The 25326-nt window shown below is 64.5% G+C and carries 20 protein-coding genes; 15 read left to right on the forward strand and 5 right to left on the reverse strand.

Going from position 1 to position 25326, the window contains the following annotated elements; all coding sequences use genetic code 11:
• The first annotated feature begins 250 nt into the window (after positions 1 to 250).
• The 13 genes from BHD07_RS25590 (at position 251) to BHD07_RS25650 (ending at position 16243) form a co-directional block, all read left to right on the forward strand.
• On the forward strand, positions 251 to 1294 hold the full coding sequence (locus tag BHD07_RS25590; RefSeq protein WP_338283669.1) for a LacI family DNA-binding transcriptional regulator: 1044 nt from the start codon (positions 251 to 253) through the stop codon (positions 1292 to 1294).
• Entirely contained in the window at positions 1291 to 2292 is a 1002-nt protein-coding gene (locus BHD07_RS25595) for a 1,5-anhydro-D-fructose reductase (protein WP_338283670.1), read from the forward strand. Before BHD07_RS25590 ends, BHD07_RS25595 begins: the two co-directional genes overlap by 4 nt.
• Positions 2292 to 3914, forward strand: a complete 1623-nt coding sequence (locus tag BHD07_RS25600) for an acyl CoA:acetate/3-ketoacid CoA transferase (RefSeq protein WP_338283672.1) — start codon at positions 2292 to 2294, stop codon at positions 3912 to 3914. Before BHD07_RS25595 ends, BHD07_RS25600 begins: the two co-directional genes overlap by 1 nt.
• Positions 3907 to 4686, forward strand: a complete 780-nt coding sequence (locus tag BHD07_RS25605) for an enoyl-CoA hydratase/isomerase family protein (RefSeq protein WP_338283674.1) — start codon at positions 3907 to 3909, stop codon at positions 4684 to 4686. Before BHD07_RS25600 ends, BHD07_RS25605 begins: the two co-directional genes overlap by 8 nt.
• The gene (locus tag BHD07_RS25610; RefSeq protein ID WP_338283676.1) at positions 4686 to 6194 is read left to right on the forward strand and encodes an aldehyde dehydrogenase family protein; all 1509 of its coding nucleotides are present in this window, start codon (positions 4686 to 4688) and stop codon (positions 6192 to 6194) included. The genes BHD07_RS25605 and BHD07_RS25610 overlap by 1 nt, the downstream gene beginning before the upstream one ends.
• Positions 6195 to 6353: 159 nt before the next feature.
• Entirely contained in the window at positions 6354 to 7598 is a 1245-nt protein-coding gene (locus tag BHD07_RS25615; protein WP_018098729.1) for an ABC transporter substrate-binding protein, read from the forward strand.
• A gap of 211 nt (positions 7599 to 7809) precedes the next feature.
• The gene (locus BHD07_RS25620; RefSeq protein ID WP_018098730.1) at positions 7810 to 8688 is read left to right on the forward strand and encodes a carbohydrate ABC transporter permease; all 879 of its coding nucleotides are present in this window, start codon (positions 7810 to 7812) and stop codon (positions 8686 to 8688) included.
• Positions 8688 to 9569 (forward strand): carbohydrate ABC transporter permease, encoded by an 882-nt coding sequence (locus tag BHD07_RS25625; protein ID WP_338283678.1) that lies wholly within the window; start codon positions 8688 to 8690, stop codon positions 9567 to 9569. The genes BHD07_RS25620 and BHD07_RS25625 overlap by 1 nt, the downstream gene beginning before the upstream one ends.
• A 3-nt stretch (positions 9570 to 9572) precedes the next feature.
• Entirely contained in the window at positions 9573 to 10685 is a 1113-nt protein-coding gene (locus tag BHD07_RS25630) for an ABC transporter ATP-binding protein (protein ID WP_100672663.1), read from the forward strand.
• Positions 10682 to 12202: a GMC family oxidoreductase gene (locus BHD07_RS25635; protein WP_338283680.1), complete on the forward strand. Its 1521-nt coding sequence runs from the start codon at positions 10682 to 10684 to the stop codon at positions 12200 to 12202. The genes BHD07_RS25630 and BHD07_RS25635 overlap by 4 nt, the downstream gene beginning before the upstream one ends.
• Positions 12199 to 12972 carry a 3-ketoacyl-ACP reductase gene (locus BHD07_RS25640; protein WP_018098734.1) on the forward strand — a complete coding sequence of 258 codons (774 nt, stop codon included), beginning with the start codon at positions 12199 to 12201 and terminating at the stop codon, positions 12970 to 12972. Before BHD07_RS25635 ends, BHD07_RS25640 begins: the two co-directional genes overlap by 4 nt.
• Before the next feature lie 237 nt (positions 12973 to 13209).
• Complete coding sequence (locus BHD07_RS25645) at positions 13210 to 14865, forward strand: GMC family oxidoreductase (RefSeq protein ID WP_324762540.1); 1656 nt, start codon at positions 13210 to 13212, stop codon at positions 14863 to 14865.
• A 106-nt stretch (positions 14866 to 14971) separates the two neighbouring features.
• Positions 14972 to 16243 carry a glycerate kinase type-2 family protein gene (locus BHD07_RS25650; RefSeq protein ID WP_338283682.1) on the forward strand — a complete coding sequence of 424 codons (1272 nt, stop codon included), beginning with the start codon at positions 14972 to 14974 and terminating at the stop codon, positions 16241 to 16243.
• Positions 16244 to 16318: 75 nt separating this feature from the next.
• On the opposite strand, the gene BHD07_RS25655 is transcribed toward BHD07_RS25650, so the two are convergent.
• Positions 16319 to 17656, reverse strand: coding sequence for an aspartate aminotransferase family protein (locus BHD07_RS25655; protein ID WP_100672669.1), 1338 nt, complete (start codon positions 17654 to 17656; stop codon positions 16319 to 16321).
• A gap of 145 nt (positions 17657 to 17801) precedes the next feature.
• Here BHD07_RS25655 and BHD07_RS25660 point away from each other — a divergent pair, with 145 nt between their 5' ends.
• Positions 17802 to 18350 (forward strand): cupin domain-containing protein, encoded by a 549-nt coding sequence (locus tag BHD07_RS25660; RefSeq protein ID WP_018098737.1) that lies wholly within the window; start codon positions 17802 to 17804, stop codon positions 18348 to 18350.
• Positions 18351 to 18425: 75 nt separating this feature from the next.
• On the opposite strand, the gene BHD07_RS25665 is transcribed toward BHD07_RS25660, so the two are convergent.
• The 4 genes from BHD07_RS25665 to hglS are packed head-to-tail and all read right to left on the reverse strand — an operon-like array spanning position 18426 to position 24074.
• A complete protein-coding gene (locus BHD07_RS25665; protein ID WP_338283685.1) occupies positions 18426 to 19658 on the reverse strand; it encodes a pyridoxal phosphate-dependent aminotransferase in 1233 nt (410 codons plus the stop codon).
• Between the two features lie 16 nt (positions 19659 to 19674).
• A complete protein-coding gene (amaB, locus tag BHD07_RS25670; RefSeq protein WP_338283687.1) occupies positions 19675 to 21207 on the reverse strand; it encodes an L-piperidine-6-carboxylate dehydrogenase in 1533 nt (510 codons plus the stop codon).
• Between the two features lie 34 nt (positions 21208 to 21241).
• Positions 21242 to 22663: an FAD-binding oxidoreductase gene (locus tag BHD07_RS25675; protein ID WP_338283689.1), complete on the reverse strand. Its 1422-nt coding sequence runs from the start codon at positions 22661 to 22663 to the stop codon at positions 21242 to 21244.
• A 10-nt stretch (positions 22664 to 22673) separates the two neighbouring features.
• On the reverse strand, positions 22674 to 24074 hold the full coding sequence (hglS, locus tag BHD07_RS25680) for a 2-oxoadipate dioxygenase/decarboxylase HglS (RefSeq protein ID WP_338283690.1): 1401 nt from the start codon (positions 24072 to 24074) through the stop codon (positions 22674 to 22676).
• A gap of 113 nt (positions 24075 to 24187) precedes the next feature.
• On the opposite strand from hglS, the gene BHD07_RS25685 reads away from it, so the two are divergent.
• Positions 24188 to 25093, forward strand: a complete 906-nt coding sequence (locus BHD07_RS25685; protein ID WP_018098742.1) for a LysR family transcriptional regulator — start codon at positions 24188 to 24190, stop codon at positions 25091 to 25093.
• Positions 25094 to 25326 lie beyond the last annotated feature (233 nt).

The following is a 25326-nucleotide window of genomic DNA, read 5'->3' on the forward strand; positions in this document are numbered from 1 at the left end:
CATCGAATAATTTAGACCGTTCCAAATTTCAAGACGAAAATCAAACTCTCTCCTCGCAGCAGCAGCGCTCCCCTGTGGAGTCCGGAATGAGGTAATCCTCTCGAATTAGCTATAACAGCCGCTTACGGGGAGAAATACAGTGCCATGCGTTGCCAAGGCGCCGGCAAAAATGTGAACAGGAGCCTCTTGACGAAATTGGAACGTTCCAATTATTAAGGACGAGAGAGATGAAATTTCGGGGAGGATGTTCATGGGGAAGGAGCGGGTGACGGTTGTCGACATCGCGCGCGCCGCCGGCGTGTCGAAGTCGACCGTGTCGCTCGTCCTGCAGGCAAGTCCGCTCGTCAACGAATCGACGAGGGCTAAAGTCAATGCAGTGATCCGTGAGCTCGGCTACGTGTATAATCGCAGCGCCGCCAATCTGCGCCAGGCGAGATCGAAGATCATCGGCATCGTCGTCAACGATCTCACGAACAGCTTCTTTGCGGAGCTCGCGGTCGGCGTCGATGAGGTCGTGCAGGCCGCCGGTTTCGTGCAGTTCCTCGCCAATACGAGCGAGAAGCTCGACCGCCAGCGCGAGGTCATCGCCTCGATGCGCGAGCACGGGGTGTCGGGGCTCATCATATCCCCGGCGCGCGGAACGGAAGCCGCGGATCTCGCGCCGCTCGTTGCCGCCGGCATTCCGGTCGTGCTCGTCGTGCGCGACATTGCCGGCGCCGGTGTATCCTCTTTGACTTCGGACAATCATGCCGGCGCCGTTGCCGCCGTGCGCCATCTGGTCGAGCGTGGCCATCGCCGCGTCGCCTTCCTCGGAGGCTTCGCCGATACCGCGGTCTTCGAAGCGCGCATGCGCGGCTATGGCGATGCCCTTCGGGAGGCCGGCCTCCAGGTCTCAGACGACCTGGTCATCGGTTCGGCGCCCTCGCGCGCCGGTGGGGTGACGGCGATCGAGCAGGCGATGATGCTGAAGGAGCGGCCGACCGCGGCCCTCTGCTTCAACGATGCCGTCGCCTTCGGCGTCTGCGACGGGCTGCGTGCGCGCCGGCTGGAGCCCGGCGAGGATTTCGCGGTGATCGGTTTCGATGACGTGATCGAGGCCAAGACCGCGGTGCCGGCGCTGACCACGGTCTCGGTCGATCCGCATGGCATGGGCGAGCGTGCGGCGGAATTGCTCTTGAAACAGATCAATAGCGGCCGTGTCGAGCCGGAAGCGATCGTCAGCCCGGTCCGGCTCGCCATTCGTCAGAGCTGCGGTGCTGCCGTCGGACGCAGAGTGAAGGAGATTTCGTCATGATTCGCTGGGGACTGATCGGCGCGAGCACGATCGCGCGCGAATGGGTGATCGGCGCCATCCGCGCCGCAGGCGGCGACGTCGTCTCGGTGATGAGTTCGAGCGCGGAACGAGGAGAGGCCTATGCCGCCGAGAACGGGATCGTAAAGGCTGTCACGAGCGTCGACGATCTCGTCGGCGATCCCGACGTGGACGCCGTCTACATCTCCACGACGAACGAGCTTCACCACGATCAGGCGCTCGCGGCGATCCGCGCCGGCAAGCACGTTCTCTGCGAGAAGCCGCTGGCGATGAATCTCAATGACGGCTGTGAAATGGTGCTCAAGGCCTGCGAGGCCGGCGTCGTGCTCGGCACCAATCATCACTTGCGCAACGCCGCCACCCATCGGGCCATGCGGGAAGCGATCTCCGCGGGCCGGATCGGCCGGCCGATCGCGGCACGGGTCTTCCATGCCGTCTATCTGCCGCCGCACCTCCAGGGCTGGCGGCTCGACAGGCCGGAGGCGGGCGGCGGCGTCATTCTCGATATCACCGTGCACGACGCCGACACGCTGCGCTTCGTTCTGAACGACGACCCGATCGAGGCCGTCGCGATCAGTCACAGCGCCGGCATGGGCAAGGAAGGACTCGAGGACGGGGTCATGGGCGTGCTCCGCTTCCGCTCCGGCGTCATCGCCCAGTTTCATGATGCCTTCACCACGAAATTTGCCGAGACGGGTCTCGAAGTTCACGGAACCGCGGGATCGCTGATCGGTCGCAACGTGATGACGCAGCGCCCTGTCGGCACGGTCGTGCTGCGCAATGAAGAGGGCGAGAGCGAATTGCCGCTCGACCACCGCAATCTCTACGAGACGGCGCTCGAGGCATTCCATTCCGCGATCGGGGGCAATGGCCGTCCGTCGGCGAGCGGCGAGGATGGCGTCTGGTCGCTCGCCACCGGGCTTGCGGTGGTAAAGGCGGCGGCTACCGGCGGTGCCGTCGAGATCGAAACGGGACTTTGATGCGCATGACGGGCAAACATATTTCGCTTGCGGAAGCTGCCGGCTTGATTCCGGACGGCGCAATCGTTTCGGTCTCCTCCTCCAGCGGGCTTGGCTGCCCGGACCTGATGCTGAAGGCGATCGGCGAGCGCTTCGAGGCGACCGGACACCCGCGCGATCTGACGACGCTGCATCCGATCGCCGCCGGCGACATGAGCGGCATCAAGGGTGTGGATCATATCGCCAGGAAGGGCCTCCTGAAAAAGATCATCGGCGGCTCCTATCCCTCAGGCCCGTCGAGCGCCGAACCGCCGCTGATCTGGCAGATGATCGGCGCGAACGAGGTGGCCGCCTATAATATCCCCTCGGGCATTCTCTTCGACATGCATCGCGAGGCGGCGGCCAAGCGCCCAGGCGTCATGACCACGGTGGGGCTCGACACCTTCGTAGACCCCTCGCGCGAAGGCTGCGCCATGAATGCGTCAGCCGCCGCCGAACCGGTGGTGAAGAAGATCTCCTTCGAGGGAGAGGACTGGCTTTATTTCAAGGCGATCGCGCCTCAGGTGGCGATCATCCGCGCCACGACCGCCGACGAACGCGGCAATCTCACCTATGAGCACGAGGGCGCCTATCTAGGCGGCCTCGACCAGGCGCTTGCCGCCCGCAACAATGGCGGCATCGTCATCGCCCAGGTGAAACGCCTTGCCAAAGAAGGCTCGCTGAAGCCCCATGATGTGCGTGTACCGGGCGTTCTGGTCGACTATGTCGTCGTGGACCCCGAACAGAAGCAGACGACGCAGACGCTCTACGACCCCGCCATTTCCGGCGAGATATTCCGTCCGCTCGACAGCTTCCGACTGCCGGAATTCAATATCCAGAAAGTGATCGCGCGCCGCGTCGCCAAGGAGCTCGAGGCGGGCAGTGCGGTCAATCTCGGTTTCGGCATTTCCGCGAACGTCCCGCGCATCCTCATCGAAGAGGGTCTGCACGGCGCAGTGACCTGGGTCATCGAACAGGGCGCCGTCGGCGGCGTGCCGCTCCTCGATTTCGCCTTCGGCTGCGCCTCGAATGCGGACGCCTTCATGCCGTCGCCATACCAGTTCACCTATTTCCAGGGCGCAGGCTTCGATGCTTCTCTGCTCTCCTTCCTGGAGATCGACCGCACCGGCTCCGTCAACGTCTCGAAGCTCAGCTTCCGCCCGCATGTAACGGCGGGGGCGGGGGGTTTCGTCGACATCACCGCGCGGGCGAAGAAGATCGTCTTCTCCGGCATGTTCAATGCGGGTGCGAAGCTGGCGGTCGCCGACGGGCGGCTCGTGATCGAGAAGGAAGGCAAGCTCAAGAAGCTCGTCAACACGGTCGAGCACGTCACTTTCTCCGGCCGCCGGGCCGCCGAGCAGGGGCAGGACATCACCTATGTCACCGAGCGCTGCGTGATGAAACTGACCCCGGAAGGCGTGGTGCTCACCGAAATCGCCCCGGGCGTCGATCTCGAAACGGATATCCTTGCTCAGTCGGAGTTTCCGCTGATCGTCTCCGACGCGCTGAAGCCGATGGATCCGGCGCTGTTCGGCGAGGGGCCGATCGGCCTGACGCTGCCCGCCAAGGCGCCGCGCCGGCTCACGGGAGGCGACGATGGCTGACGAACGCATCCGCATCGATTTGGACGGTCCCATAGCGATCATGACGGTCGCGCGGCCGGAAAAGCTCAACGCCTTCGACATCGGCATGCTGAAGGCGCTAGACGCGGCCTGCGATACGGCCGAGGCGAAGCGCGACGTGCGCGTCCTGATCCTTACCGGCGAGGGCAAGGCCTTTTCCGCCGGCGGCGACATCAAGGCGTGGGGCGGCATGGAGCCAGCCGCCTTCGGCCATGACTGGGTGCGTTTCGGCCACCGCGTTTTCGAACGGCTCGCCACGCTGCGCATGCCGGTGATCGCGGCACTCAACGGCCATGCGCTTGGCGGCGGTCTAGAGCTTGCGGCGGCGGCGGATATACGTCTGGCCGAGAAACAGGTGAAGATCGGCCTGCCGGAGACGAGCCTCGGCATGGTTCCGGGCTGGTCAGGCACGCAGCGCCTGGTCGCGCGCTTCGGCGCGCAGATCGTTCGCCGCATGGTGCTCGGCGGCGAGATGTTCTCGGCGGCGGAAGCCAAGGCCGAGGGGCTTATCGACGCAGTGGTCGAGACCGGCGCGGTCATGCAGGCGGCGCGCGACTACGCTGCGCGGGTCGCCGGCCGCGGGCCGCCGGCGCTCGAAATATCGAAGCTGATGATCGCCTCGGCCAGCGGCGAAGACAAGGGCGCGGCGGTGGAAGCGTTGGGATCGATCCTCGTCGCCAAGACCGGCGATCTCAAGGAAGGCGTAGCCGCCTTCAGTGAAAAGCGTGAAGCTCGCTTCAAGGGAGAATGGTGATGACGGCGGTGGTGAGGCCGAAGGCGCTCGGCGATTACGAGGTCCGCGAATTCCGGATGCTGATCGACGGTCAGTGGGTGGATGGCGCCGAGGGCCGCAAGATCGAGCGCGTGGCGCCGGGTCACGGCGTCGTCGTCAGCCGCTATCAGGCGGCGGCGAAAGCGGATGCCGAACGGGCGATCGCCGCCGCACGGCGCGCCTTCGACGAGGGTCCGTGGCCGCGCATGACCGCATCGGAACGGTCGCTGATCCTGCTCAGGGCCGCCGACATGATTGCCGCGCGCGCGGATGAGCTCGCTTTTCTCGATGCGGTCGAATCCGGCAAGCCGATCAGCCAGGCGAAGGGCGAATTGGCGGGCGCCGCCGACATCTGGCGCTATGCGGCAGCACTTGCCCGCGAACTCTCGGGCGAAAGCTACAACACGCTCGGGGAGGGTACGCTCGGCGTCGTGCTGCGCGAGCCGATCGGCGTCGTATCGATCATCACGCCGTGGAACTTCCCTTTCCTGATCGTCAGTCAGAAGCTTCCCTTCGCCCTTGCCGCCGGCTGCACGACGGTGGTGAAGCCCTCCGAACTCACCTCGGCCTCGACGCTGGTTCTCGGCGAAATCCTGCAAGCGGCCGGCGTGCCCCAGGGCGTCGTGAACATCATCGTCGGCACGGGGCCGGAGGCCGGCGCGCCGCTCACCACCCACCCGCATGTCGACATGGTCTCCTTTACCGGCTCGACCGGAATCGGCCGACTGACCATGGCCAATGCGGCGCAGACCTTGAAGAAGGTCTCGCTGGAACTCGGGGGCAAGAATCCGCAGATCGTCTTTCCGGACGCAAACCTGGACGAATTCATCGATGCGGCCGTCTTCGGCGCCTATTTCAATGCCGGCGAATGCTGCAATGCCGGCTCGCGGCTGATCCTGCATCGCGATATCGCCGAGGAGGTGACGGCGCGCATCGCCAGCCTCTCGGCCAAGGTCAAGGTCGGAGATCCGCTCGACCCTGAAACGCAGGTCGGCGCGATCATCACGCCGCAGCATCTGCAAAAGATTGCCGGCTATGTTTCTTCGGCGTCGAACGAAGGCGCGAGAATAGCCCATGGCGGCACCACGCTCGATCTCGGGATGGGACAGTTCATGGCCCCGACCATTCTGTCGGCCGTTCGGCCCGAAATGGCCGTGGCCCGGGAGGAAGTCTTCGGGCCGGTTCTCTCCGTTCTGACTTTCGAGAAGACGGAAGAGGCGATCCGGATCGCCAATTCGATCGATTACGGGCTTTCCGCCGGGGTCTGGAGCCGCGACTTCGACACCTGCCTGACGATCGGGCGGCGCGTACGCGCCGGCACGGTCTGGATGAACACCTTCATGGATGGCGCATCGGAGCTGCCTTTCGGCGGCTACCGGCAATCCGGGCTCGGCCGCGAGCTCGGCCGCCATGCGGTCGAGGACTATACGGAGACGAAGACGCTCAACATGCATATCGGCCAGCGCAGCAACTGGTGGATGCCGCGCTGAAGAAGGGAAGGGGCGAGGTTTCGTAATCGCCGAAAGGGTGTAACGTCTTGAATTGGCCGGGTGACGTCAGTCGCAGGCCAGCCGTCCGCGGGAACCGGGCGGCACCGGAAAAGAGCGGAGGAGGTTCCGCTTCGGAAACTTGCAAACGGGAGGATAACGATGCGCAAGTTCATGACGACGACTGCTGTTGCAGCACTGATGTTGGCGGCGACAGCTGCGCGTGCAGCCGAGAATGTGGAAGTACTGCACTGGTGGACGTCCGGCGGCGAAGCCGCGGCCCTCGACGTCCTCAAGAAGGACCTGGAGAGCAAGGGCATCAGCTGGACCGACATGCCGGTCGCCGGCGGCGGCGGCACCGAAGCGATGACGGTGCTTCGTGCCCGCGTCACCGCGGGCAACGCGCCGACGGCCGTGCAGATGCTCGGCTTCGACATTCTCGACTGGGCCAAGGAAGGCGCGCTGGGCAACCTGGACGAGGTCGCCTCCAAGGAGGGCTGGGACAAGGTCATTCCGGCGGCACTGCAGCAGTTCTCGAAATATGACGGACACTGGATCGCCGCGCCGGTCAACGTCCATTCGACCAACTGGGTCTGGATCAACAAGGCCGCCCTCGACAAGGCCGGCGGCAAGGAACCGACCACCTGGGAAGAGCTGATCGCACTGCTCGACAAGTTCAAGGAGCAGGGCATCACGCCGGTCGCCCATGGCGGCCAGCCCTGGCAGGACGCGACGATCTTCGACGCCGTCGTTCTTTCGCTGGGCAACGACTTCTACAAGCAGGCTTTCATCGATCTCGATCCGGCGGCGCTCGGCGGCGACAAGATGAAGGAAGCCTTCGACCGCATGACGAAGCTGCGCTCCTATGTGGACGACAACTTCTCCGGCCGCGACTGGAACCTCGCCTCGGCGATGGTCATCGAGAACAAGGCCGGCCTGCAGTTCATGGGTGACTGGGCGAAGGGCGAGTTCCTGAAGGCGAAGAAGGTGCCCGGCACCGATTTTGTCTGCATGCGCTTCCCCGGAACGCAAGGTTCGGTCACCTTCAATTCCGACCAGTTCGCGATGTTCAAGGTTTCGGAAGACAAGGTTCCGGCACAGCTGCAGATGGCCTCGGCAATCGAGAGCCCGGCCTTCCAGTCGGCCTTCAACGTCGTCAAGGGTTCCGTTCCCGCCCGCACCGACGTTCCGGATACCGATTTCGACGCCTGCGGCAAGAAGGGCATCAAGGACCTCGCGGAAGCAAATACCAACGGCACGCTCTTCGGCTCCATGGCCCACGGCCATGCCAATCCGGCTGCCGTCAAGAACGCGATCTACGACGTGGTCACACGCCAGTTCAACGGCGAACTCGACTCGGAAGAGGCGGTGACGGAACTCGTGGCGGCGGTCGAGGCTGCGAAGTAGAGGCACCGAGGAGGGGAAAAGCCCCTCATCCCGCTGCCGCGACCTTCTCCCCGCGTGCGGGGAGAAGGGACAAGCGGTGAGCTCCGGCGTCCTCTCGCCTTGAGATGAGGGCTTGAGCCGCTACGCCTCAGTCCCCTCTCCCCGCATGCGGAGAGAGGGCTAGGGTGAGGGGCAATCCCCTCCACGAACGAAACATACGGTGGTAGCAAACATGGATAGCCGCAACCGGCTGCAGGAGCTTTTGCCAAAGCTCGTGCTCGCCCCCAGCTTTCTCATAGTTCTGGTGTTCGTCTACGGCTTCATAGCCTATACGGGCTTCCTGTCGATGACGGACAGTAAGATGCTGCCGTCCTACAATTTCGTGGGTTTGAGCAATTACAGCCGGTTATGGGCCCTGCCGCACTGGTGGCGCGCGGTCAGCAATCTGGCGATCTTCGCGACGCTCTATATCGTCGTCTGCTCGGTGCTGGGTCTCGGGCTGGCGATCCTGCTCGACCAGAAGATCCGCGCCGAAGGTTTCCTCCGTCCGATCTATCTCTATCCGATGGCGCTTTCCTTCATCGTCACCGGCACCGCGTGGAAGTGGTTCCTCGATCCCGGTATCGGGCTTGAGAACACCATGCATCTCTGGGGCTGGGAAAGCTTCTCGTTCAATTGGATCAAGGACCGCAACTACGCCATCTACTGCGTCGTCATCGCGGCCGTCTGGCAGTCGACCGGCTTCATCATGGCGATGTTCCTGGCGGGCCTGCGCGGCGTCGACAACGAGATCATCAAAGCCGCCCAGATCGACGGGGCGACGACCCCAACCATCTATCGGCGGATCATCATTCCCCTGATGCGGCCGGTCTTCCTTTCGGCCTTTGTCGTACTCGCCCACCTTGCCATCAAGGCCTACGATCTGATCATCGCATTGACGGGCGGCGGGCCGGGGCAGGCGACCGAGCTGCCGGCGACCTTCATGTATTCTTACACCTTCACCCGAAACCAGATGGCGATCGGCGCCTCGTCGGCGATCGTGATGCTGGTGATGATCTTCTCGATCATCGTTCCCTATCTCTATTCCGAAGTCCGGGGAGGAAAACGCTGATGGGCGCTCCCAATTCCGAAAACGTCATCTCGCACAACCGGCTGACGCGCGCTCTGATCTATTCGGCGCTGATCCTCTTCGCACTCTATTCGCTGCTGCCGCTCTATGTGATGCTGGTGAATTCCCTGAAGCCGCTGGATGAGATCCGGCAGGGCGGCATGTTGAACCTGCCTCGGACCTGGACCGTCGAACCGTGGCTTTCGGCCTGGTCGACCGCCCAGATCGGCGTGCAGCCCACCGGCCTCCGGCCTTTCTTCATCAATTCGATCCTGATGGTCGTCCCGGCCGTGGCGATTTCCACGATCATCGGCGCGCTCAACGGCTACGTGCTGACGAAATGGCGCTTCCCCGGGGCGAACATCTTCTTCGGCATGCTGCTTCTCTCGTGCTTCATTCCCTTCCAGATCGTGCTGATCCCGATGGCGCGCATTCTCGGCATTATTGGCATCGCCGGTTCAATCTGGGGTCTGATCCTGGTGCATGTGGTCTACGGTATCGGCTTCACGACGCTCTATTTCCGCAACTACTACGAGGCCTTCCCGACCGAGCTGGTGCGTGCGGCACAGATCGACGGCGCCAGCTTCTTCCAGATCTTCCGGCGGATATTGCTGCCATCGTCAGGGCCGATCATCGTCGTCTCGGTCATCTGGCAGTTCACCAATATCTGGAACGACTTCCTGTTCGGGGCCTCGTTCTCCGGGCCGTATTCGACGCCGATGACGGTGGCTCTCAACAATCTCGTGAGCTCGTCCACGGGGGTCAAGGAATACAATGTCCACTTCGCGGGCGCGATCCTCGCCGCCCTGCCAACGCTCATCGTCTACATCGTGTCCGGCCGCTATTTCGTCCGCGGACTGATGTCCGGCGCCGTGAAAGGATAAGCCATGTCGTTTCTGAAGATCACCAATCTGCGCAAATCCTACGGCGCTCTCGAGATCTTGAAGGACATCAACCTGGAGATCGAAGAAGGCGGCTTCCTCGTGCTCGTGGGCCCCTCCGGTTGCGGCAAGTCGACGCTTCTGAACACGATCGCCGGCCTGGAGCCGATCACCTCGGGCGACATCGCCATCAACGGCCGCTCGGTTTCGGGGCTGCACCCGTCGAAGCGCGATATCGCCATGGTATTCCAGTCCTATGCGCTCTATCCGAACATGACGGTGGCCGGGAACATCGCCTTCGGCATGGAGATCCGCGGCGTGCCGAAGGAGGAACGCGAGAAGGCGATCAAGCAGGTGGCCGACATGCTGCAGATCGGCCATCTGCTCGACCGCAAGCCGAGCCAGCTTTCCGGCGGCCAGCGCCAGCGCGTCGCCATGGGCCGGGCGCTGGTGCGCAATCCCCAGGTCTTCCTCTTCGACGAGCCGCTCTCGAACCTCGACGCGAAGCTGCGCGTCGACATGCGCACCGAGATCAAGCGGCTGCATCACCGCATGAAGACGACCATCGTCTATGTGACGCACGACCAGATCGAGGCGATGACGCTCGCGACCAAGATCGCCGTCCTGAAGGACGGCGTCCTGCAGCAATTCGGAACGCCGGCGGAGATCTACAACAACCCCGCTAATATGTTCGTCGCCGATTTCATGGGCTCGCCTGCGATGAACCTGCTCAAAGCGCAGATAGAAACCGCAGGCTCTCAAGTCTCGGTGACGCTGGCGCGGCCGAATGCCGAACCCCTGAGACTAGCCGTGCCGCATAACGGCGCGCTCTCCGCCTATGCCGGCAGGGAGGTGGTCTTCGGCATCCGTCCGGAAGCGCTCACCGACCCGGACGGGGCGGATCGCAATGCGCAATTCGTCGCCGAAGGCGAATGCCTGATCGAGGTGGTCGAGCCGGCCGGCTCCGATACCTTTGCCGTCACGAGGCTCGGCGGCAAGGAAATCGTCGCAAGGCTCAGGGCCGATGCGCGCATTGCGCCCGGACAGACGTCACGGCTGGCCTTCAATCTCGACAAGGCCGTCTTCTTCGACCCGCAAAGCGAAAAGCGGATTGCATGAGGAAGACGATGGAGAGCCAGCCGGATATCGTCATTATCGGATCAGGGGTCGGCGGCGCAACCGTCGCTGCGGGCCTTGCCGCCTCGGGCGCCGAGATCCTGATCCTCGAAGCGGGCTCACATATCGAGGACCTGCCGGTCAATCGCGACCAGCGGGCGATCTTCCAGCGCGGCCATTTCCGCCCGAAGGAGACCTGGTACGAGGCGGGCGGCCCCGGCTTCAATCCCGGCAACTACTACAATGTCGGCGGCAATTCGAAATTCTACGGCGCGGTGCTGACCCGGTACCGCCGCAAGGATTTCGAGGAAATGCAGCACCGGGACGGCGTCTCGCCCGCCTGGCCGTTTTCCTATGAGGAGCTCGAGCCGTGGTATTCCAAGGCAGAGCAGCTTTACCAAGTGCGAGGCAAATTGGGTGAGGACCCGACGGAACCCGCTCATTCGAGCGGCTATCCCCACGGTCCGGTGCCGGACGAGCCTGCGATCGCCATGGTCCGTGAGCGCCTGGCCGAGATCGGCCTCCATCCCTATTCGCTGCCGCTCGGCGTCGATATCGAGCGCTGGCTCGCCAAAGGCAAGACGCCGTGGGACGCGCATCCGAACTCATCCGACGGCAAGATGGATGCCGAAACGGCGGCGCTGGCGGCGGCGCTGAAATTCCCGAACGTGCGGCTGCAGACCGGCTCGCGGGTGACGCGGCTCGCAACCGGGCCGGACGGAAAGGCGATCGGAACCGTGCTCTACGCCAAGGACGGGGCGGAGCACCGTCTTTCGCCGAAGCTCGTCATTCTCAGTGCCGGCGCGGTGCAGTCGGCCGTACTGCTCCTGCGCTCTGCCGACGACAGCAACCCGACCGGACTGGCCAACCGGTCCGATCAGGTCGGCCGCAATTTCATGAACCATAATTCGAGCGCCGTCATCGCGCTCAGCCCCTGGTACCGCAACGATTCGGTCTATCAGAAGACCTTCGGTCTCAACGACTTCTATCTCTCCGACGGTGCGGGCGGGCCGCCGCTCGGCAATATCCAGCTTCTCGGCCGCATCTCCGGCGCGATCCTGAAGGCGAACATGCCGGCCATGCCGGAATGGCTGCTGAACCGGATGTCCGCCCGCGGCATCGACTTCTATGCCATGAGCGAGGACCTGCCGTCACCGGAGAGCCGCGTCACGGTCGACGGCGAGCGCGTCGTGCTGAAATGGGTGCGCACCAATTGGCAGGCCCATCTCGATCTCGTCGCCAAGCTGAAGGCGGTGCTGAAGAAAGCCGGCTTCCCGGTCGTGCTTGCGCGGGCCTTCGACAAGCGGACGCCCTCGCATCAGTGCGGCACGGTCCGGATCGGCAATGATCCCGGCCAGGCGCCGCTCGACGTTTATTGCCGCGCCTTCGATCATCCGAATCTCTTCGTGGTCGATGCCGGCTTCCTGCCGACCTCCGCCGCCGTCAATCCGGCGCTGACCGTCGCCGCCCAGGCGCTGCGTGTCGCCGATCATATCGTAAAACAGGATCTGCGGTCATGACCGATAAGGCACGCCCCGTCGCGATCGTCACCGGCGGCCGCCGCGGCATCGGGCTGGGGATCGCCCGGGCGCTCGCGGCGACCGGTTTCGACATCGCCATCACCGGCATTGGCGATGCGGAGGGTGTCGCTCCCGTAATCGCCGAACTCAACGGGCTCGGCGCCCGGGTGATCTTCCTGCGCGCCGATCTGGCCGACCTTTCGAGCCATCAGACGACCGTCGACGCGGCCGTCGCGGAATTCGGCCGGATCGACTGCCTTGTCAACAATGCCGGCATCGCCTCCATCGTGCGTGGCGATTTTCTCGATCTGAAGCCGGAGAATTTCGACACGATCGTCGGCGTCAATCTGCGCGGCACGGTGTTTTTCACGCAGGCCGTGCTGAAGGCGATGCTCGCGAGCGAGATTCAGGCGCGGCGCTCAATCATCAACATCACCTCGGTCTCGGCGGCGATGACGTCGCCCGAGCGGCTCGACTATTGCATGAGCAAGGCAGGCCTTGCGGCCTTCAGCCAGGGCCTGGCGCTGAGGCTCGCCGAGACCGGCATCGCGGTCTTCGAAGTCCGTCCCGGCATCGTCCGCTCGGACATGACGGCTGCGGTTTCCGGCAAATACGACGGGTTGATCGCGAGTGGCCTGGTGCCGATGCGGCGCTGGGGCGAACCCGAGGATATCGGCAATATCGTCGCCGGGCTTGCCGGTGGGCAGTTCGGTTTCGCCACGGGCTCGGTGATCCAGGCGGATGGGGGATTGTCGATCGGGCGCTTGTGAATTGTGTGCGGGCGTTTCCCGTCACCCGGTCGTCGAGATTTGCCCCTCACCCTAACCCTCTCCCTGCGTGCGGGGAGAGGGGACGTGCCCACCGAAAAGCCGGCGGTCATGGTTGCGAATGCGGCCACCGCGAGTCCCTTCTCCCCGCCTGCGGGGAGAAGGCGCCGGCAGGCGGATGAGGGGCATGGCGAGACAGCTGATACCGCGCCTGAAGCGCGTGACATTGAGGACATGTGAATGACCTACGACTACATCATCACCGGGGCCGGTCCGGCCGGCTGCGTGCTTGCCAATCGTCTGAGCGAGGATCCGGACGTCAGGGTGCTGCTGCTTGAAGCCGGCGGCGGCGACTGGAATCCGCTGTTCCACATGCCGGCCGGCTTCGCCAAGATGACGAAGGGGGTCGCCAGTTGGGGCTGGCACACGGTGCCGCAGAAGCACATGAAGGGCAGGGTGCTGCGCTACACCCAGGCCAAGGTGATCGGCGGCGGTTCTTCCATCAATGCGCAGCTCTATACTCGCGGCAATGCGGCCGATTACGACCTCTGGGCGAGTGAGGAGGGCTGCGCCGGCTGGGACTATCGCAGCGTGCTTCCCTATTTCAAGCGCGCCGAGGACAATCAGCGCTTCGCCGACGACTATCATTCCTATGGTGGCCCGCTCGGCGTTTCCATGCCGGTTTCGGCGCTGCCGATCTGCGACGCCTATATCCGAGCCGGGCAGGAACTCGGCATTCCCTACAACCACGACTTCAATGGCAAACAGCAGGCGGGCGTCGGCTTCTATCAGCTGACGCAGCGCAACCGCCGCCGGTCCTCCGCCTCGCTCGCCTATCTCTCGCCGATCAGGGATCGCCCGAATCTGACGGTGCGCACCGGTGCCCGCGTCGCGCGCATCGTGCTCGAGGGCAGGCGCGCCGTCGGGGTGGAAGTCGCGACGGGGAGGGGCGTCGAGATCATCCGCGCCGATCGCGAGGTGCTGGTCTCGTCGGGTGCGATCGGCTCGCCGAAGCTGCTGTTGCAGTCCGGTATCGGCCCGGCCGATCACCTTCGTTCCGTCGGCGTCGAGGTCAGGCACGATCTCGCCGGTGTGGGCGGCAATCTCCAGGATCATCTGGATCTCTTCGTCATCTCCGAATGCACCGGCGATCACACTTATGACGGCGTCGCCAGGCTGCACCGCACGCTCTGGGCCGGGCTGCAATATGTGCTCTTCCGCTCCGGCCCGGTTGCCTCGTCTCTCTTCGAGACCGGCGGCTTCTGGTATGCCGATCCGAATGCCCGCTCGCCGGACATCCAGTTCCATCTCGGCCTCGGTTCGGGCATCGAGGCCGGCGTCGCGCGGCTCAAGAATGCCGGGGTCACACTCAATTCCGCCTATCTGCACCCGCGCTCGCGCGGTACCGTCCGGCTCTCCTCGGCCGACCCGGCGGCCGCGCCCCTGATCGATCCGAACTACTGGGAGGATCCGCACGATCGGCAGATGTCGCTCGAAGGTTTGAAGATTGCGCGGGAAATCATGCAGCAGCCTGCGCTGAAGCCCTTCGTCCTAGACGAACGTTTGCCGGGCAAGGATGTGCGCACCGAGGAGCAGCTCTTCGACTATGGCTGCGCCAACGCCAAGACCGACCACCACCCGGTCGGCACCTGCAGGATGGGGACCGACGCGGCGGCGGTGGTCGACCTGGAGCTCAGGGTTCGCGGGATCGAGGGGCTGCGCGTCTGCGACAGCTCGGTGATGCCGCGGGTCCCGTCCTGCAACACCAACGGCCCGACGATCATGATGGGCGAGAAGGGGGCCGACATCATCCGCGGATTGCCGCCGCTGCCCCCGGCAGTGTTCCAGCACGAGCGTAACGACGCGCGCCCCCGGGCGCGCGCGGAGGTCCGCTGAAGGAGCGATCGGGCGTTGCAGTTTCGGACGGCCGATCGAAAAACGTTGCGGCGGCTGAAGGCGGCGTTCAAGGTGCCTCCCTATCCAGAAACTTCGGTCTGATTCCATGACGTCAATAGAGCCGCGCCCTTTTCTCATATCGCTTTTCGAGGCCGCCGTTGCCGCGGCCGATCCTGAAGCCGCCATTCGGGCGCACCTTCCGGCGCGGCCGAAAGGCCGCACGATCGTGGTCGGCGCCGGCAAGGCCGCGAGCCAGATGGCGGCCGCTTTCGAGCGGCTCTGGGACGGGCCGCTTGCAGGCGCCGTCGTTGCCCGCCACGGTCCCGTCGAGAAATGCGAGCGGATCAGGGTCCTGCAATCGGCTCACCCGGTGCCGGACGAGGCGGGGCTTGCCGCGTCCTCGGCGCTCCTCGAAACCGTCGGGGGACTGACGGCGGATGATCTCGTGGTGGCGCTCATCTCCGGCGGAGGCTCCGCTCTCTTGCCGGCCCCGCCCGGCGGCTTGACCCTGGAGGACGAGATCGCCGTCAACAAGGCGCTGCTTGCCTCCGGAGCGCCGATTTCCGCCATGAATGTGGTGCGCAAGCATGCCTCGCGGATCAAGGGCGGGCGGCTTGCACTTGCCGCCGCCCCGGCGCGAGTCGTGAGCCTCGTCGTCTCCGACGTGCCCGGCGACAATCCGGCCTTCGTCGCCTCCGGCCCGACGGTGGCCGATCGGTCCAGTCTCGAAGAAGCGCGCGAGATCGTCGCGCGATACGCCATCGCCCTGCCCGAGCGGGTGACGGCGCATCTCGCTTCCGAAGCGGCGCGCGCACCCCGGCCCGACGATGCTGCATTCGGCGGCAACGAAGTGCACGTCATCGCCTCGGCGGCCGTTTCGCTGGAAGCGGCGGCGGCACGGGCGCGGGAAAGCGGCATCGAGGCGATGATCCTGTCGGATGCGATCGAGGGCGAGGCGCGCGACATCGGCCGTATGCATGCGGCGCTCGCGCGGGAAGTGGCCTCGCGCAACCGCCCCTTTTCGAAGCCGGTCGTGCTGCTTTCCGGCGGCGAGACGACGGTGACGATCTCCGGCGAAAGTTACGGAAAGGGCGGACGCAACAGCGAATTCCTCCTGTCGCTCGCGCTCGACATTGACGGCATCGGCGGTATCGATGCGCTTGCCGCCGACACCGACGGCATCGACGGATCCGAGGACAATGCCGGCGCCTTTGCCGACGGCGCAAGCGTCGGCCGGATGCGGGCGGCAGGCGCCGATCCCCGCGCACACCTCGCGCGCCATGACGCCTGGACGGCCTTCGCGGCCAGCGGCGACCTGTTCGTACCCGGGCCGACGGGGACGAATGTCAATGATCTGCGCGCGATCCTGATACGCTGAAGCGGCGCCTGGATGAGTGCGAGAATGCCCCCTCCAAGGCGTCGGGAGGGGGCCCTTAAACTATCTCAAGCGCCGTTATTTCACCCGCTTCAACGCATCGGCAAGGATCGAGACGATCTCGCCGAAATGCTGCTTCTCCGCGATCAGAGGCGGCGAAAAGGCGATGATGTCGCCGGTGACGCGGATTAGCAGGCCCCGCTCGAAGCAATCGACGAAGACGTCATAGGCGCGAGCGCCGGGCGCGCCGTCGCGCGACTGGAGCTCGATACCGGCGATGAGGCCGATGGTGCGGATGTCGATGACATGCGGCAGGCCTTTCATGGAATGCATCGCCTCGTGCCAGTCGCCCTCGATTTCGGCGGCGCGTGTCATCAGGCCTTCGTCGCGATAGATGTCGAGCGTGGCGATGCCGGCGGCACAGGCGGCCGGATGGCCGGAATAGGTATAGCCGTGGAAGAGCTCGATCTGGCCTTCCGGGCCGTGCATCAGGGCGTCGTGCACCTTTCGGCTGGCAAAGACGGCGCCCATCGGGATCGCGCCGTTGGTAAGCCCCTTGGCGGTGGTGACGATGTCCGGCGTGACGCCGAAATAGTCGGTCGCGAAGGCCGCACCGAGCCGGCCGAAACCGGTGATTACCTCGTCGAAAATCAGGAGAATGCCGTGCTTGTCGCAGATCGCGCGCAGCCGCTCGAGATAGCCCTTCGGCGGGATCAGCACGCCGGTCGAGCCGGCGACGGGCTCGACGATGCAGGCGGCGATCGTCTCGGCGCCGTGGAGCGCCACGAGCCTTTCGAGGTCGTCGGCAAGCTCGGCCCCATGCTCCGGCTGCCCTTTGACGAAGGCGTTCTTCGCCGGGTCATGGGTGTGGCGCAGATGGTCGGACCCGGGAAGCTGCGGAAAGACGCGGCGGTTGTTGACGATGCCGCCGACGGAGATGCCGCCGAAGCCGACGCCGTGATAACCGCGTTCGCGGCCGATGAGGCGGGTGCGCGTGCCTTGGCCGATCGAACGTTGATAGGCAAGTGCGATCTTCAGCGCTGTGTCCACGGATTCCGAGCCCGAGCCGGTGAAGAACACCCGGTCGAGCTTGGCGCCGACCGGGCCGGGCGCGATCTCGGCCAGCCGCTCGGCGAAGTCGAAGGCGATCGGATGTCCCATCTGGAAGGACGGCGCGAAGTCCATGGTCGAAAGCTGCCGCTCGACCGCGGCGGCGATCTGCCGGCGGCCGTGCCCGGCATTCACGCACCAGAGGCCGGCGGTGCCGTCGAGAACCGTCCGGCCGTCGACGCTGGTATAGTGCATGCCCTCAGCGGCGGCGAGCAGCCGGGGCGCCGCCTTGAACTGACGGTTGGCGGTGAAGGGCATCCAGTAGCTGTCGAGAACCGGAGCGTTGGGCTTGTTGTGGGCGTTCATGGCATCCTCCTGTCGTTAGCTGATTGACGCCATGATTTGGATTTCCGAACAAGTCCTTTTCTAGAGCCATCTAAGACATTGTATTTAAATAGGTTAGTTTGCTAGAATTTCGCTATTTCAAACAAGGTCAACACCGGGGTTCGCTATGAGCGTCGATATCGGCAACCGCCTGCGGCATGTTCGGCTGAGGCACAAGCTTTCCCAGCGCGAACTCGCCAAGCGGGCGGGGGTTACCAACTCCACCATCTCGTTGATCGAATCGAATGCATCGAACCCCTCGGTCGGCGCGTTGAAGCGTATCCTCGACGGCATTCCGATTGGCCTTGCGGAGTTCTTCTCCTTCGAGCCGGAGAAGCCGCGCAGGGCTTTCTATGCGGCGGAGGAGCTGGTGGAGATCGGCAAGGGACCGATTTCCTACCGCCAGATCGGCGACAACCTTTTCGGCCGCAGCCTTCAGATCCTGAAGGAGTGCTACCAGCCGGGCGCGGATACCGGCAAGGTGCCGCTGGTGCATGAGGGCGAGGAAGGCGGGATCGTGCTTTCAGGCCGGCTGGAAGTGACCGTGGACGACGAGAGGCGCATCCTCGGACCGGGCGATGCCTATTATTTCGAAAGCCGGCGCCCGCACCGCTTTCGCTGTATCGGGCCGGTGCCCTGCGAAGTGATCAGCGCCTGTACGCCGCCGACGTTTTGACCGGGAGAGAACGCCCCTCCCACCTGTGGGGAGGGGTTGGGGAGGGGGCCTTCTGAGGCGACTCCCGCCCTTCGCTTACGCAAGCCGCTCGCAGGCCGCCGCGATACGTTCGAGCGCCTCTTTCAGCTCCGCCTCCGAGGTTGCATAGGAAATGCGGAAAAAGGGTGAGAGGCCGAAAGCCGAGCCCGGGACGACGGCGACATGGGCGTCTTCCAGAAGATAGGCGCAGAAATCCGTATCCGTCTCGATCCTCTTGCCCGATGGCGTCACCTTGCCGAGAACGCCGGTGCAGCCGGAGAAAGTGTAGAAGGCGCCCTCGGGAACGCGGCAGTCGAGGCCGTCGATCGCGTTCAGGCCGTCGACCACGAGATCGCGGCGGCTCTGGAAGCTGGCTGTCCGTTCTTTCAGAAAGTCCTGCGGTCCGTTCAGCGCCGCGACCGAAGCCGCCTGGCTTATCGAAGAGGGGCAGGAGGTCGCCTGGCTCTGGACGACGGCCATCGCCTTGATGAGCTCGCGCGGGCCGCCGGCATAGCCGATCCGCCAGCCGGTCATCGCATAAGCCTTCGAAACGCCGTTTACGGTCAGCGTGCGGTTCTTCAGGCCCGGCTCCAGCTGCGCCGGGGTGACGAAGCGGAAACCGTCATAGACGATGTGCTCATACATGTCGTCGACGAGCAGCCAGACATGCGGGTGCCTCAGAAGTACCTCGAGCAGCGGCCGGTAGTCGGCCGCACTGTAGGCGGCGCCCGAGGGGTTGGAGGGCGAGTTCAAGAGCACCCATCGGGTCCGCGGCGTGATGGCCGCCTCCAGCTTCTCCGCCGTCAGGCGGAAGCCGGAAGAGGCGTCGCAGGCGATCAGAACGGGCTTGCCCTCGCAGATCTGGACAATGTCCGAATAGGAGGTCCAATAGGGCGTCGGAATGATGACCTCGTCGCCCGGATCGAGCGACGCCATCATGGCGTTGAAGAGGATCTGCTTGGCGCCGGTCGCGACCGTGATCTCGTCCAGCTCGTAGGCCAGCGCGTTCTCGCGCTGGAATTTCTCGCGGATCGCCTTCTTCAATTCCGGCGTGCCGTCGAGTGCGGTGTATTTCGTTTCGCCGCGGTGGATCGCATCCGAGGCGGCCTGCTTCACGTGTTCCGGCGTGTCGAAACCAGGCTCACCGGCGCCGAGGATGATCACCGGCTTGCCTTCGCGCTTCATGGCGGCGGCGCGGGCGCCGATCTTCAGGATTTCCGAAACGCCGATCGAGGAAATCCGTGAGGCGGGCTGAAAGCCCGCCTCCTTGACCGTTGCATTGATGGTCATGGCCGATCCTGTTCGATTATTCGATGTCGAAAGAGACGCCCTGCGCCAGCGGCAGAGCCTTCGAATAGTTCACCGTGTTGGTGGCGCGCCGCATATAGGCCTTCCAGGCGTCGGAGCCGGATTCGCGGCCGCCGCCGGTCTCCTTTTCGCCGCCGAACGCGCCGCCGATCTCGGCGCCGGAGGTGCCGATATTGACGTTGGCGATGCCGCAATCCGAGCCGTCGGCCGCGAGGAACCGTTCCGATTCCTGCATGTCACGGGTGAAGATCGAGGAGGAAAGTCCGGCGGCAACCGCATTGTGCTCGGCGAGCACGGCGTCGAAGTCGCTGTACTTCATGACGTAGAGGATCGGCGCGAAGGTTTCTTCGAGAACCGGGCCTTCCTGCTTCGGCATTTCGACCAGTGCCGGCTTGACGTAATAGCCGTTCTCGTGGCCGAGCTCGACGCGCTCGCCGCCGGTGACGGCACCGCCATGGCTCTTTGCCTCGGCGATCGCCTTCTGCATCCCGTCGAAGGCCGCCTTGTCGACGAGCGGTCCGACGAGTGCGGCCGATTCCAGCGGGTTGCCGACGGAGACCGACTGATAGGCCTTCTTCAGGCGCGGCACGAGCTGATCGTAGACGCTTTCATGGACGAAGAGGCGGCGCAGGGTCGTGCAGCGCTGGCCGGCGGTGCCCATGGCCCCGAAAGCAATGGCGCGCAGCGCCATGTCGAGGTCGGCGGACGGGCAGACGATGCCCGCATTGTTGCCGCCGAGTTCCAGGATCGCACGAGCGAAGCGCTTGGCAAGCCGCGGACCGACCTCGCGGCCCATGCGGGTGGAGCCGGTCGCCGAGACCAGCGGCACCTTCGGATGGTCGACGAGGGCCTCGCCGATCGCACGGTCGCCGATCAGGACCTGCGACAGGCCTTCCGGAGCGTCGCCGAAACGGGCGATGGCGCGTTCCAGGATCGCCTGGCAGGCGAGCGCGGTGAGCGGCGTCTTTTCCGACGGCTTCCAGACGACGGCGTCGCCGCAGACGAGCGCGAGCGCCGCATTCCACGACCAGACCGCGACGGGGAAGTTGAAGGCGGAAATGATGCCGACGACACCGAGCGGGTGCCAGGTTTCCATCATCCGGTGACCGGGACGCTCGGTGGCGATCGTCAGGCCGTAGAGCTGGCGGGAAAGGCCGACGGCGAAATCGCAGATATCGATCATCTCCTGCACTTCGCCGAGGCCCTCGGACGGGATCTTGCCGGCTTCGATCGAGACGAGGCGGCCGAGATCGGCCTTGAAGGAGCGCAGTTCCTCGCCGAGAAGCCGGACGAGCTCGCCGCGCTTCGGCGCCGGCACGAGACGCCAGACGCGGAAAGCCTCGTCGGCCTTCTCGATCTCCCTGGCGGCTTCAGCGGCAGACACGGTCTTGAGACTGGCGATCTTCTCGCCGGTGACCGGGCTGAAGGACGGCATGTCGCCGCCGGTGTAGAGGTCCTTGGCGACGCCCATTTTCTCGAGGAGCGCGGCTGCCTCGCTCGCGACGTCGATTTTCTTGGCTGCAATGTTCATGTGGTGACTCCCGTCTTGTAGCTGGCGCGATGACCTAACCGAAGCGCACGCTGCCGAGCTTGCCCGGCGAGGTGAGCGTCTTGAGGCCGGCCGCCATGTTCTTCAATTTTTCCGGCGTGTAGAGATCGTAATAAGCCTGATTGCGGCGGCCGAGCGCATGTTCCGCGCTGAAGCTGCCGTGATATTGCTCGACCGCGACCGCAAAGACCCAATCGCGCAGACGCTGCTCGAAGGTCGCATCGGCCAGTAGCGGACTATCCTTCGCGACGACCAGGTTGAAGTGAACGCCGCCGTCGCCGATATGGCCGAAATCGCAGACCGTGACGCCCGGAAATTTTTCCGGCATTTCCGCCTTCATATGGTCGCAGAAGACCATGATGTCACCCCTGCGGAAGGAGAGATCGAAGGCGATCAGCTTGCCGAGGTGTTTTACGCCCTCCGAAAGCGCATGGCGCAACGCCCAGATCTCGTGCGGCGGGCCGACGAGTGCATCGGCGAGCGGCGCCTCTTCCATTTCCCATATCTCCGCGAGCACGCTTTCGAGAACCGCGTCGAGCGGCTGCTCGCCCTCGCGCGGGCTCGAGGTGCGGGAGATTTCGGCAAGGATGACGTAGTCGGGGACCTTGCCGCCCTGGAAGGGGTTCTTCAGCGCCGGCACATGGGCGAAGGCCGCGGCGATCGCGTTCCCCGACATTCCCTCGAAGGCCGAGAGATAGGCGCCGAGCCGCTCTTCCATGGCCTTCAGGAGCGGCAGGACATGCGCGCCGCTCGCCGGCACCAGGAAGGCGGTCGCCGTCTGCTTCGGCAGGCGCTCGAGATTGAGCACGCATTCGGTGACGATGCCGAAGGCGCCCGAGGTGCCGATGAAGATCTGCTTCCAGTCGATGCCGGTATTGTTCTTGCGCAGGTCCGAGCCGAGGTCGAGCACCGTGCCCGCTTCGTCGGCGAGGACCACTTTCAGACCCAGCATGTTGCGGCGCACGTCGCCATATTTGAGGAAGCGCGAGCCGCCGGTATTGGTGGCGGTCATGCCGCCGATCCGAGGGTCGGCGCCGAGATCGATCGGGAAGAACAGGCCGTGTTCCTCCAGCCGCCGGTTGAGCTCGGACAGGCGAAAGCCGGCGTCGACGCGCACGGAGCGATTGTCGACGTCGAGCGCAAACTGGCGGGTCAGCCGGTCGAGGCTGACGACGACCTCGCTGCCCGACTCGTCCGGCGTCGACCCCGAGACCAGACCCGTATTGCCCGACTGGGGGATGAGGGCGATGCCGCTGCGGACGCAGTAACCGACGGCGGCCGAGACCTCTTCCGTCGTTGCCGGACGCAGAACGGCCGCCGCGCGGCCGCGGTCGTAGCGTGCGCCGGTCTCGTAAGCCTCCATGTCCTCCCGACGCGTGACGACGCCCTTGTCGCCAAGGAGCTTCGTCAATGCGTCGATATGGTGCTCGTCAATCATCGCCGGCGTATCACTCCGCTGCCATGGCGGCGGTAAGCGCCTTGAGGCAGCCTTCGATCGATGCCTGCTCGATGCCGGCATAGTGGTCGAATTCGTTGAGTACGGCGACGCCGAGATCGGTCTCGAAGCGCTTCTGGTTCGGGCTCGCCTCGAATTCCTGCTGCGCACCGTCGCCGAGGTTCGACTGGAAGATACCGGCGGCGCTGACGGGAAGGAAGTCCTCATAGACGATCGGATCGAACCGAATGAGGCCGTCGGCGATCAGGGAATTGAGATCGCGCCGGCCCGGCAGCTTCGTCCGCCGGCCCTTCTCCGTCAGGGAGTAGCTGAAATAGCCGAGGCCCGCCTGCCGGATTTCCGCCCAGCTGTCGGGGAAGGCCTCGAAGACCTGGGTCAAGGCCGCTTCGTATTCCCTGGCGTTTGAACCATCGGCGGCCGGACGTACGATCTTGCGCGATTCGTCGAGCAGCCGGTCGTAGAGACCGCGGCCCTTCGGCGTCAAGGCGATGCCGCGCTGCTCGATCTCGCCGAAGCGGGCGGTATGCGAGCCGGTCCTCCATCCGCCATCGGCGCTACGGAAGGAAACCGGCTCTTCGAGCGCCTTGAAGGAGGTCTGGCGAAGCAGGACCGGGCACTTGCGTGTCGGCGGCCCTTCGACCACGGCCTTCGGGGCAATGCCATATTCCGGCATCAGCGCCTGGACGCGGTCGATGTCGAGCGTACGTGGCGTCAGATGGTTGATATGCGGCCCCTTGAAGGAGACCACGTCGGCGATCAGCCGGTGCGCATCGTGCAGGCGCTCGTACATGTCGGCGCCGACATTCGCCTCGTCGTGCCAGCGGAAGGTCTCGAGCACTTCGGCGACGAAACGCTCGGCATCGGCCTTGTCGAGGCCGCCGTCGCGCTCGGCCTTTTCGGTAAGATCGACCGCACCGGATGTGAAGATCCGGCGCTCTTTCAGGATCGCCTCCGCCTCGGCGCGAAGAGCCTCGTCGGCAATGAGGTCGAGCCTCAGAAGCGAGGTGAAGACGCGGAAGGGGTTGTGCTTCAGAGCCGCGTCTCCGACCGGCCGGAAGGCCGTGGAGTGGACCGGCACCCCGGCGGTCGACAGATCGTAGTAGCCGACCGGATACATGCCCATCACGGCAAATACACGGCGCATCATCGAAAGCTCCGCCGGCGTGCCGAGACGGATCGCGCCGTGACGCTCCTCGGAAATGCGTTCGAGCGAATCCGTCGCCTCCAGCCTCTCCTTGAGGGTGGAGTCGGCCGAGAGCGTTTCGCCGTTGACCCTTGCGACGAGCTCCATCAGCGTGCCGTAGGCCGGTACTTCTTCGCGGTACATCAACGACATCGCAGCGGAAAAGGCCGAGCGGATATCGTCGGCGGATACGAAACTATTCTCTTTCACTGGGGCTCGCCTCGCGCTATGGATGAAGGACAAGGTCATTCTTAATTCTGATCATATCGGAAGGCTGTGAGCTTGGATCGCGCTGCTTCTGACTATGTTGATGCGAGGCTGGAATGAAGTTGAGCCGCCGACTGGTTCCCGACGTGACGACGCTGCAGGCCTTCGAATGCGCGGCGCGCCATGGCAGTTTCACCCAGGCCGCCGCGGAGCTCAATCTCACCCAGAGCGCCGTCAGCCGTCAGATCAAGGATCTCGAAAACCAGCTGGGCGTGCTGCTCTTCGAGCGGGTTCGCCAGCGGGTCATTCTTTCCGATGCGGGGCAGAAATTCCTGCCCGAGGTGCGCCGGCTTCTGAACCAGACCGAAGAGCTGATGGTTCGCGCCATGGCGTCGGCGCGGGCCGACTCGAGCCTCTCCATCGCATCGCTTCCGACTTTCGGCAGCCGCTGGCTGGTGCCGCGCCTGCCCGATTTCCTGAGGCGCCATCCGGGCACCGTCGTCAATATCGCCTCCCGTTCGGAGCCGTTCGACTTCGAAGAGCAGAACTTCGACCTCGCGATCCATTACGGCCAGCCCGTCTGGGCGCGCGCCATTTGCAACTATCTCTGCAGCGAAGTCATCGTGCCGGCCGCCAGCCCGACCCTCCTTTCGATGCATCCGGTGGAGGCGCCTGCGGACATCGGCGGCGGCCCGCTGCTGCATCTGGCGACGCGGCCCAAGCTCTGGGCGCAATGGTTCGAGGTAAACGGCGTCGAGCAGGACGGCGCCTATCGCGGCAACCGCTTCGATCAATTCTCGATGGTAATCGAGGCGGCGACTGCAGGTCTCGGTTTTGCCCTTTTGCCTCGCTATCTGATCGAGCAGGAACTTACCGCAGGCACCCTGCGGATCGTTCTCGATCGACCGATGCAGACGGAGAACAGCTATTATCTCGCCATTCCGGAAGGCAAGCTCGAAAATCCGATCAGTCGCGCTTTCCGGGAGTGGATAACCGAACAGGTCGGTGATCGGTCGCAGTAGCAAGTCCGGTTGAGGACCTACGGATCTCAGCCTGCGGATAGGCTTACACCAGGAAGGGGCGGACTTTGACAGAGATATCCATCGAATCGAGGGAGCTCGCCGGCAAGCCCGGCCCCTCGCGCTACGGGTCTCCGGAGCCGGCTGCGGGCGATGCTCGCATTCCTTGCAAGCTGCTGACATCACGGCTAAAAAATGCCATCTTCATGCACCACGCGGCCGTGAAATCCAGCGCG

The sequence above is a fragment of the Sinorhizobium sp. KGO-5 genome, assembly GCF_036245905.1.
Classification (GTDB): Bacteria; Pseudomonadota; Alphaproteobacteria; order Rhizobiales; family Rhizobiaceae; genus Sinorhizobium; species Sinorhizobium meliloti_A.

Coding starts and splice junctions, on each gene's coding strand:
- BHD07_RS25590 (WP_338283669.1), top strand. CDS start 251: ATGGGGAAGGAGCGGGTGACGGTTGTCGACATCGCGCGCGCCGCCGGC.
- BHD07_RS25595 (WP_338283670.1), top strand. CDS start 1,291: ATGATTCGCTGGGGACTGATCGGCGCGAGCACGATCGCGCGCGAATGG.
- BHD07_RS25600 (WP_338283672.1), top strand. CDS start 2,292: ATGCGCATGACGGGCAAACATATTTCGCTTGCGGAAGCTGCCGGCTTG.
- BHD07_RS25605 (WP_338283674.1), top strand. CDS start 3,907: ATGGCTGACGAACGCATCCGCATCGATTTGGACGGTCCCATAGCGATC.
- BHD07_RS25610 (WP_338283676.1), top strand. CDS start 4,686: ATGACGGCGGTGGTGAGGCCGAAGGCGCTCGGCGATTACGAGGTCCGC.
- BHD07_RS25615 (WP_018098729.1), top strand. CDS start 6,354: ATGCGCAAGTTCATGACGACGACTGCTGTTGCAGCACTGATGTTGGCG.
- BHD07_RS25620 (WP_018098730.1), top strand. CDS start 7,810: ATGGATAGCCGCAACCGGCTGCAGGAGCTTTTGCCAAAGCTCGTGCTC.
- BHD07_RS25625 (WP_338283678.1), top strand. CDS start 8,688: ATGGGCGCTCCCAATTCCGAAAACGTCATCTCGCACAACCGGCTGACG.
- BHD07_RS25630 (WP_100672663.1), top strand. CDS start 9,573: ATGTCGTTTCTGAAGATCACCAATCTGCGCAAATCCTACGGCGCTCTC.
- BHD07_RS25635 (WP_338283680.1), top strand. CDS start 10,682: ATGAGGAAGACGATGGAGAGCCAGCCGGATATCGTCATTATCGGATCA.
- BHD07_RS25640 (WP_018098734.1), top strand. CDS start 12,199: ATGACCGATAAGGCACGCCCCGTCGCGATCGTCACCGGCGGCCGCCGC.
- BHD07_RS25645 (WP_324762540.1), top strand. CDS start 13,210: ATGACCTACGACTACATCATCACCGGGGCCGGTCCGGCCGGCTGCGTG.
- BHD07_RS25650 (WP_338283682.1), top strand. CDS start 14,972: ATGACGTCAATAGAGCCGCGCCCTTTTCTCATATCGCTTTTCGAGGCC.
- BHD07_RS25655 (WP_100672669.1), bottom strand. CDS start 17,656: ATGAACGCCCACAACAAGCCCAACGCTCCGGTTCTCGACAGCTACTGG.
- BHD07_RS25660 (WP_018098737.1), top strand. CDS start 17,802: ATGAGCGTCGATATCGGCAACCGCCTGCGGCATGTTCGGCTGAGGCAC.
- BHD07_RS25665 (WP_338283685.1), bottom strand. CDS start 19,658: ATGACCATCAATGCAACGGTCAAGGAGGCGGGCTTTCAGCCCGCCTCA.
- amaB (WP_338283687.1), bottom strand. CDS start 21,207: ATGAACATTGCAGCCAAGAAAATCGACGTCGCGAGCGAGGCAGCCGCG.
- BHD07_RS25675 (WP_338283689.1), bottom strand. CDS start 22,663: ATGATTGACGAGCACCATATCGACGCATTGACGAAGCTCCTTGGCGAC.
- BHD07_RS25685 (WP_018098742.1), top strand. CDS start 24,188: ATGAAGTTGAGCCGCCGACTGGTTCCCGACGTGACGACGCTGCAGGCC.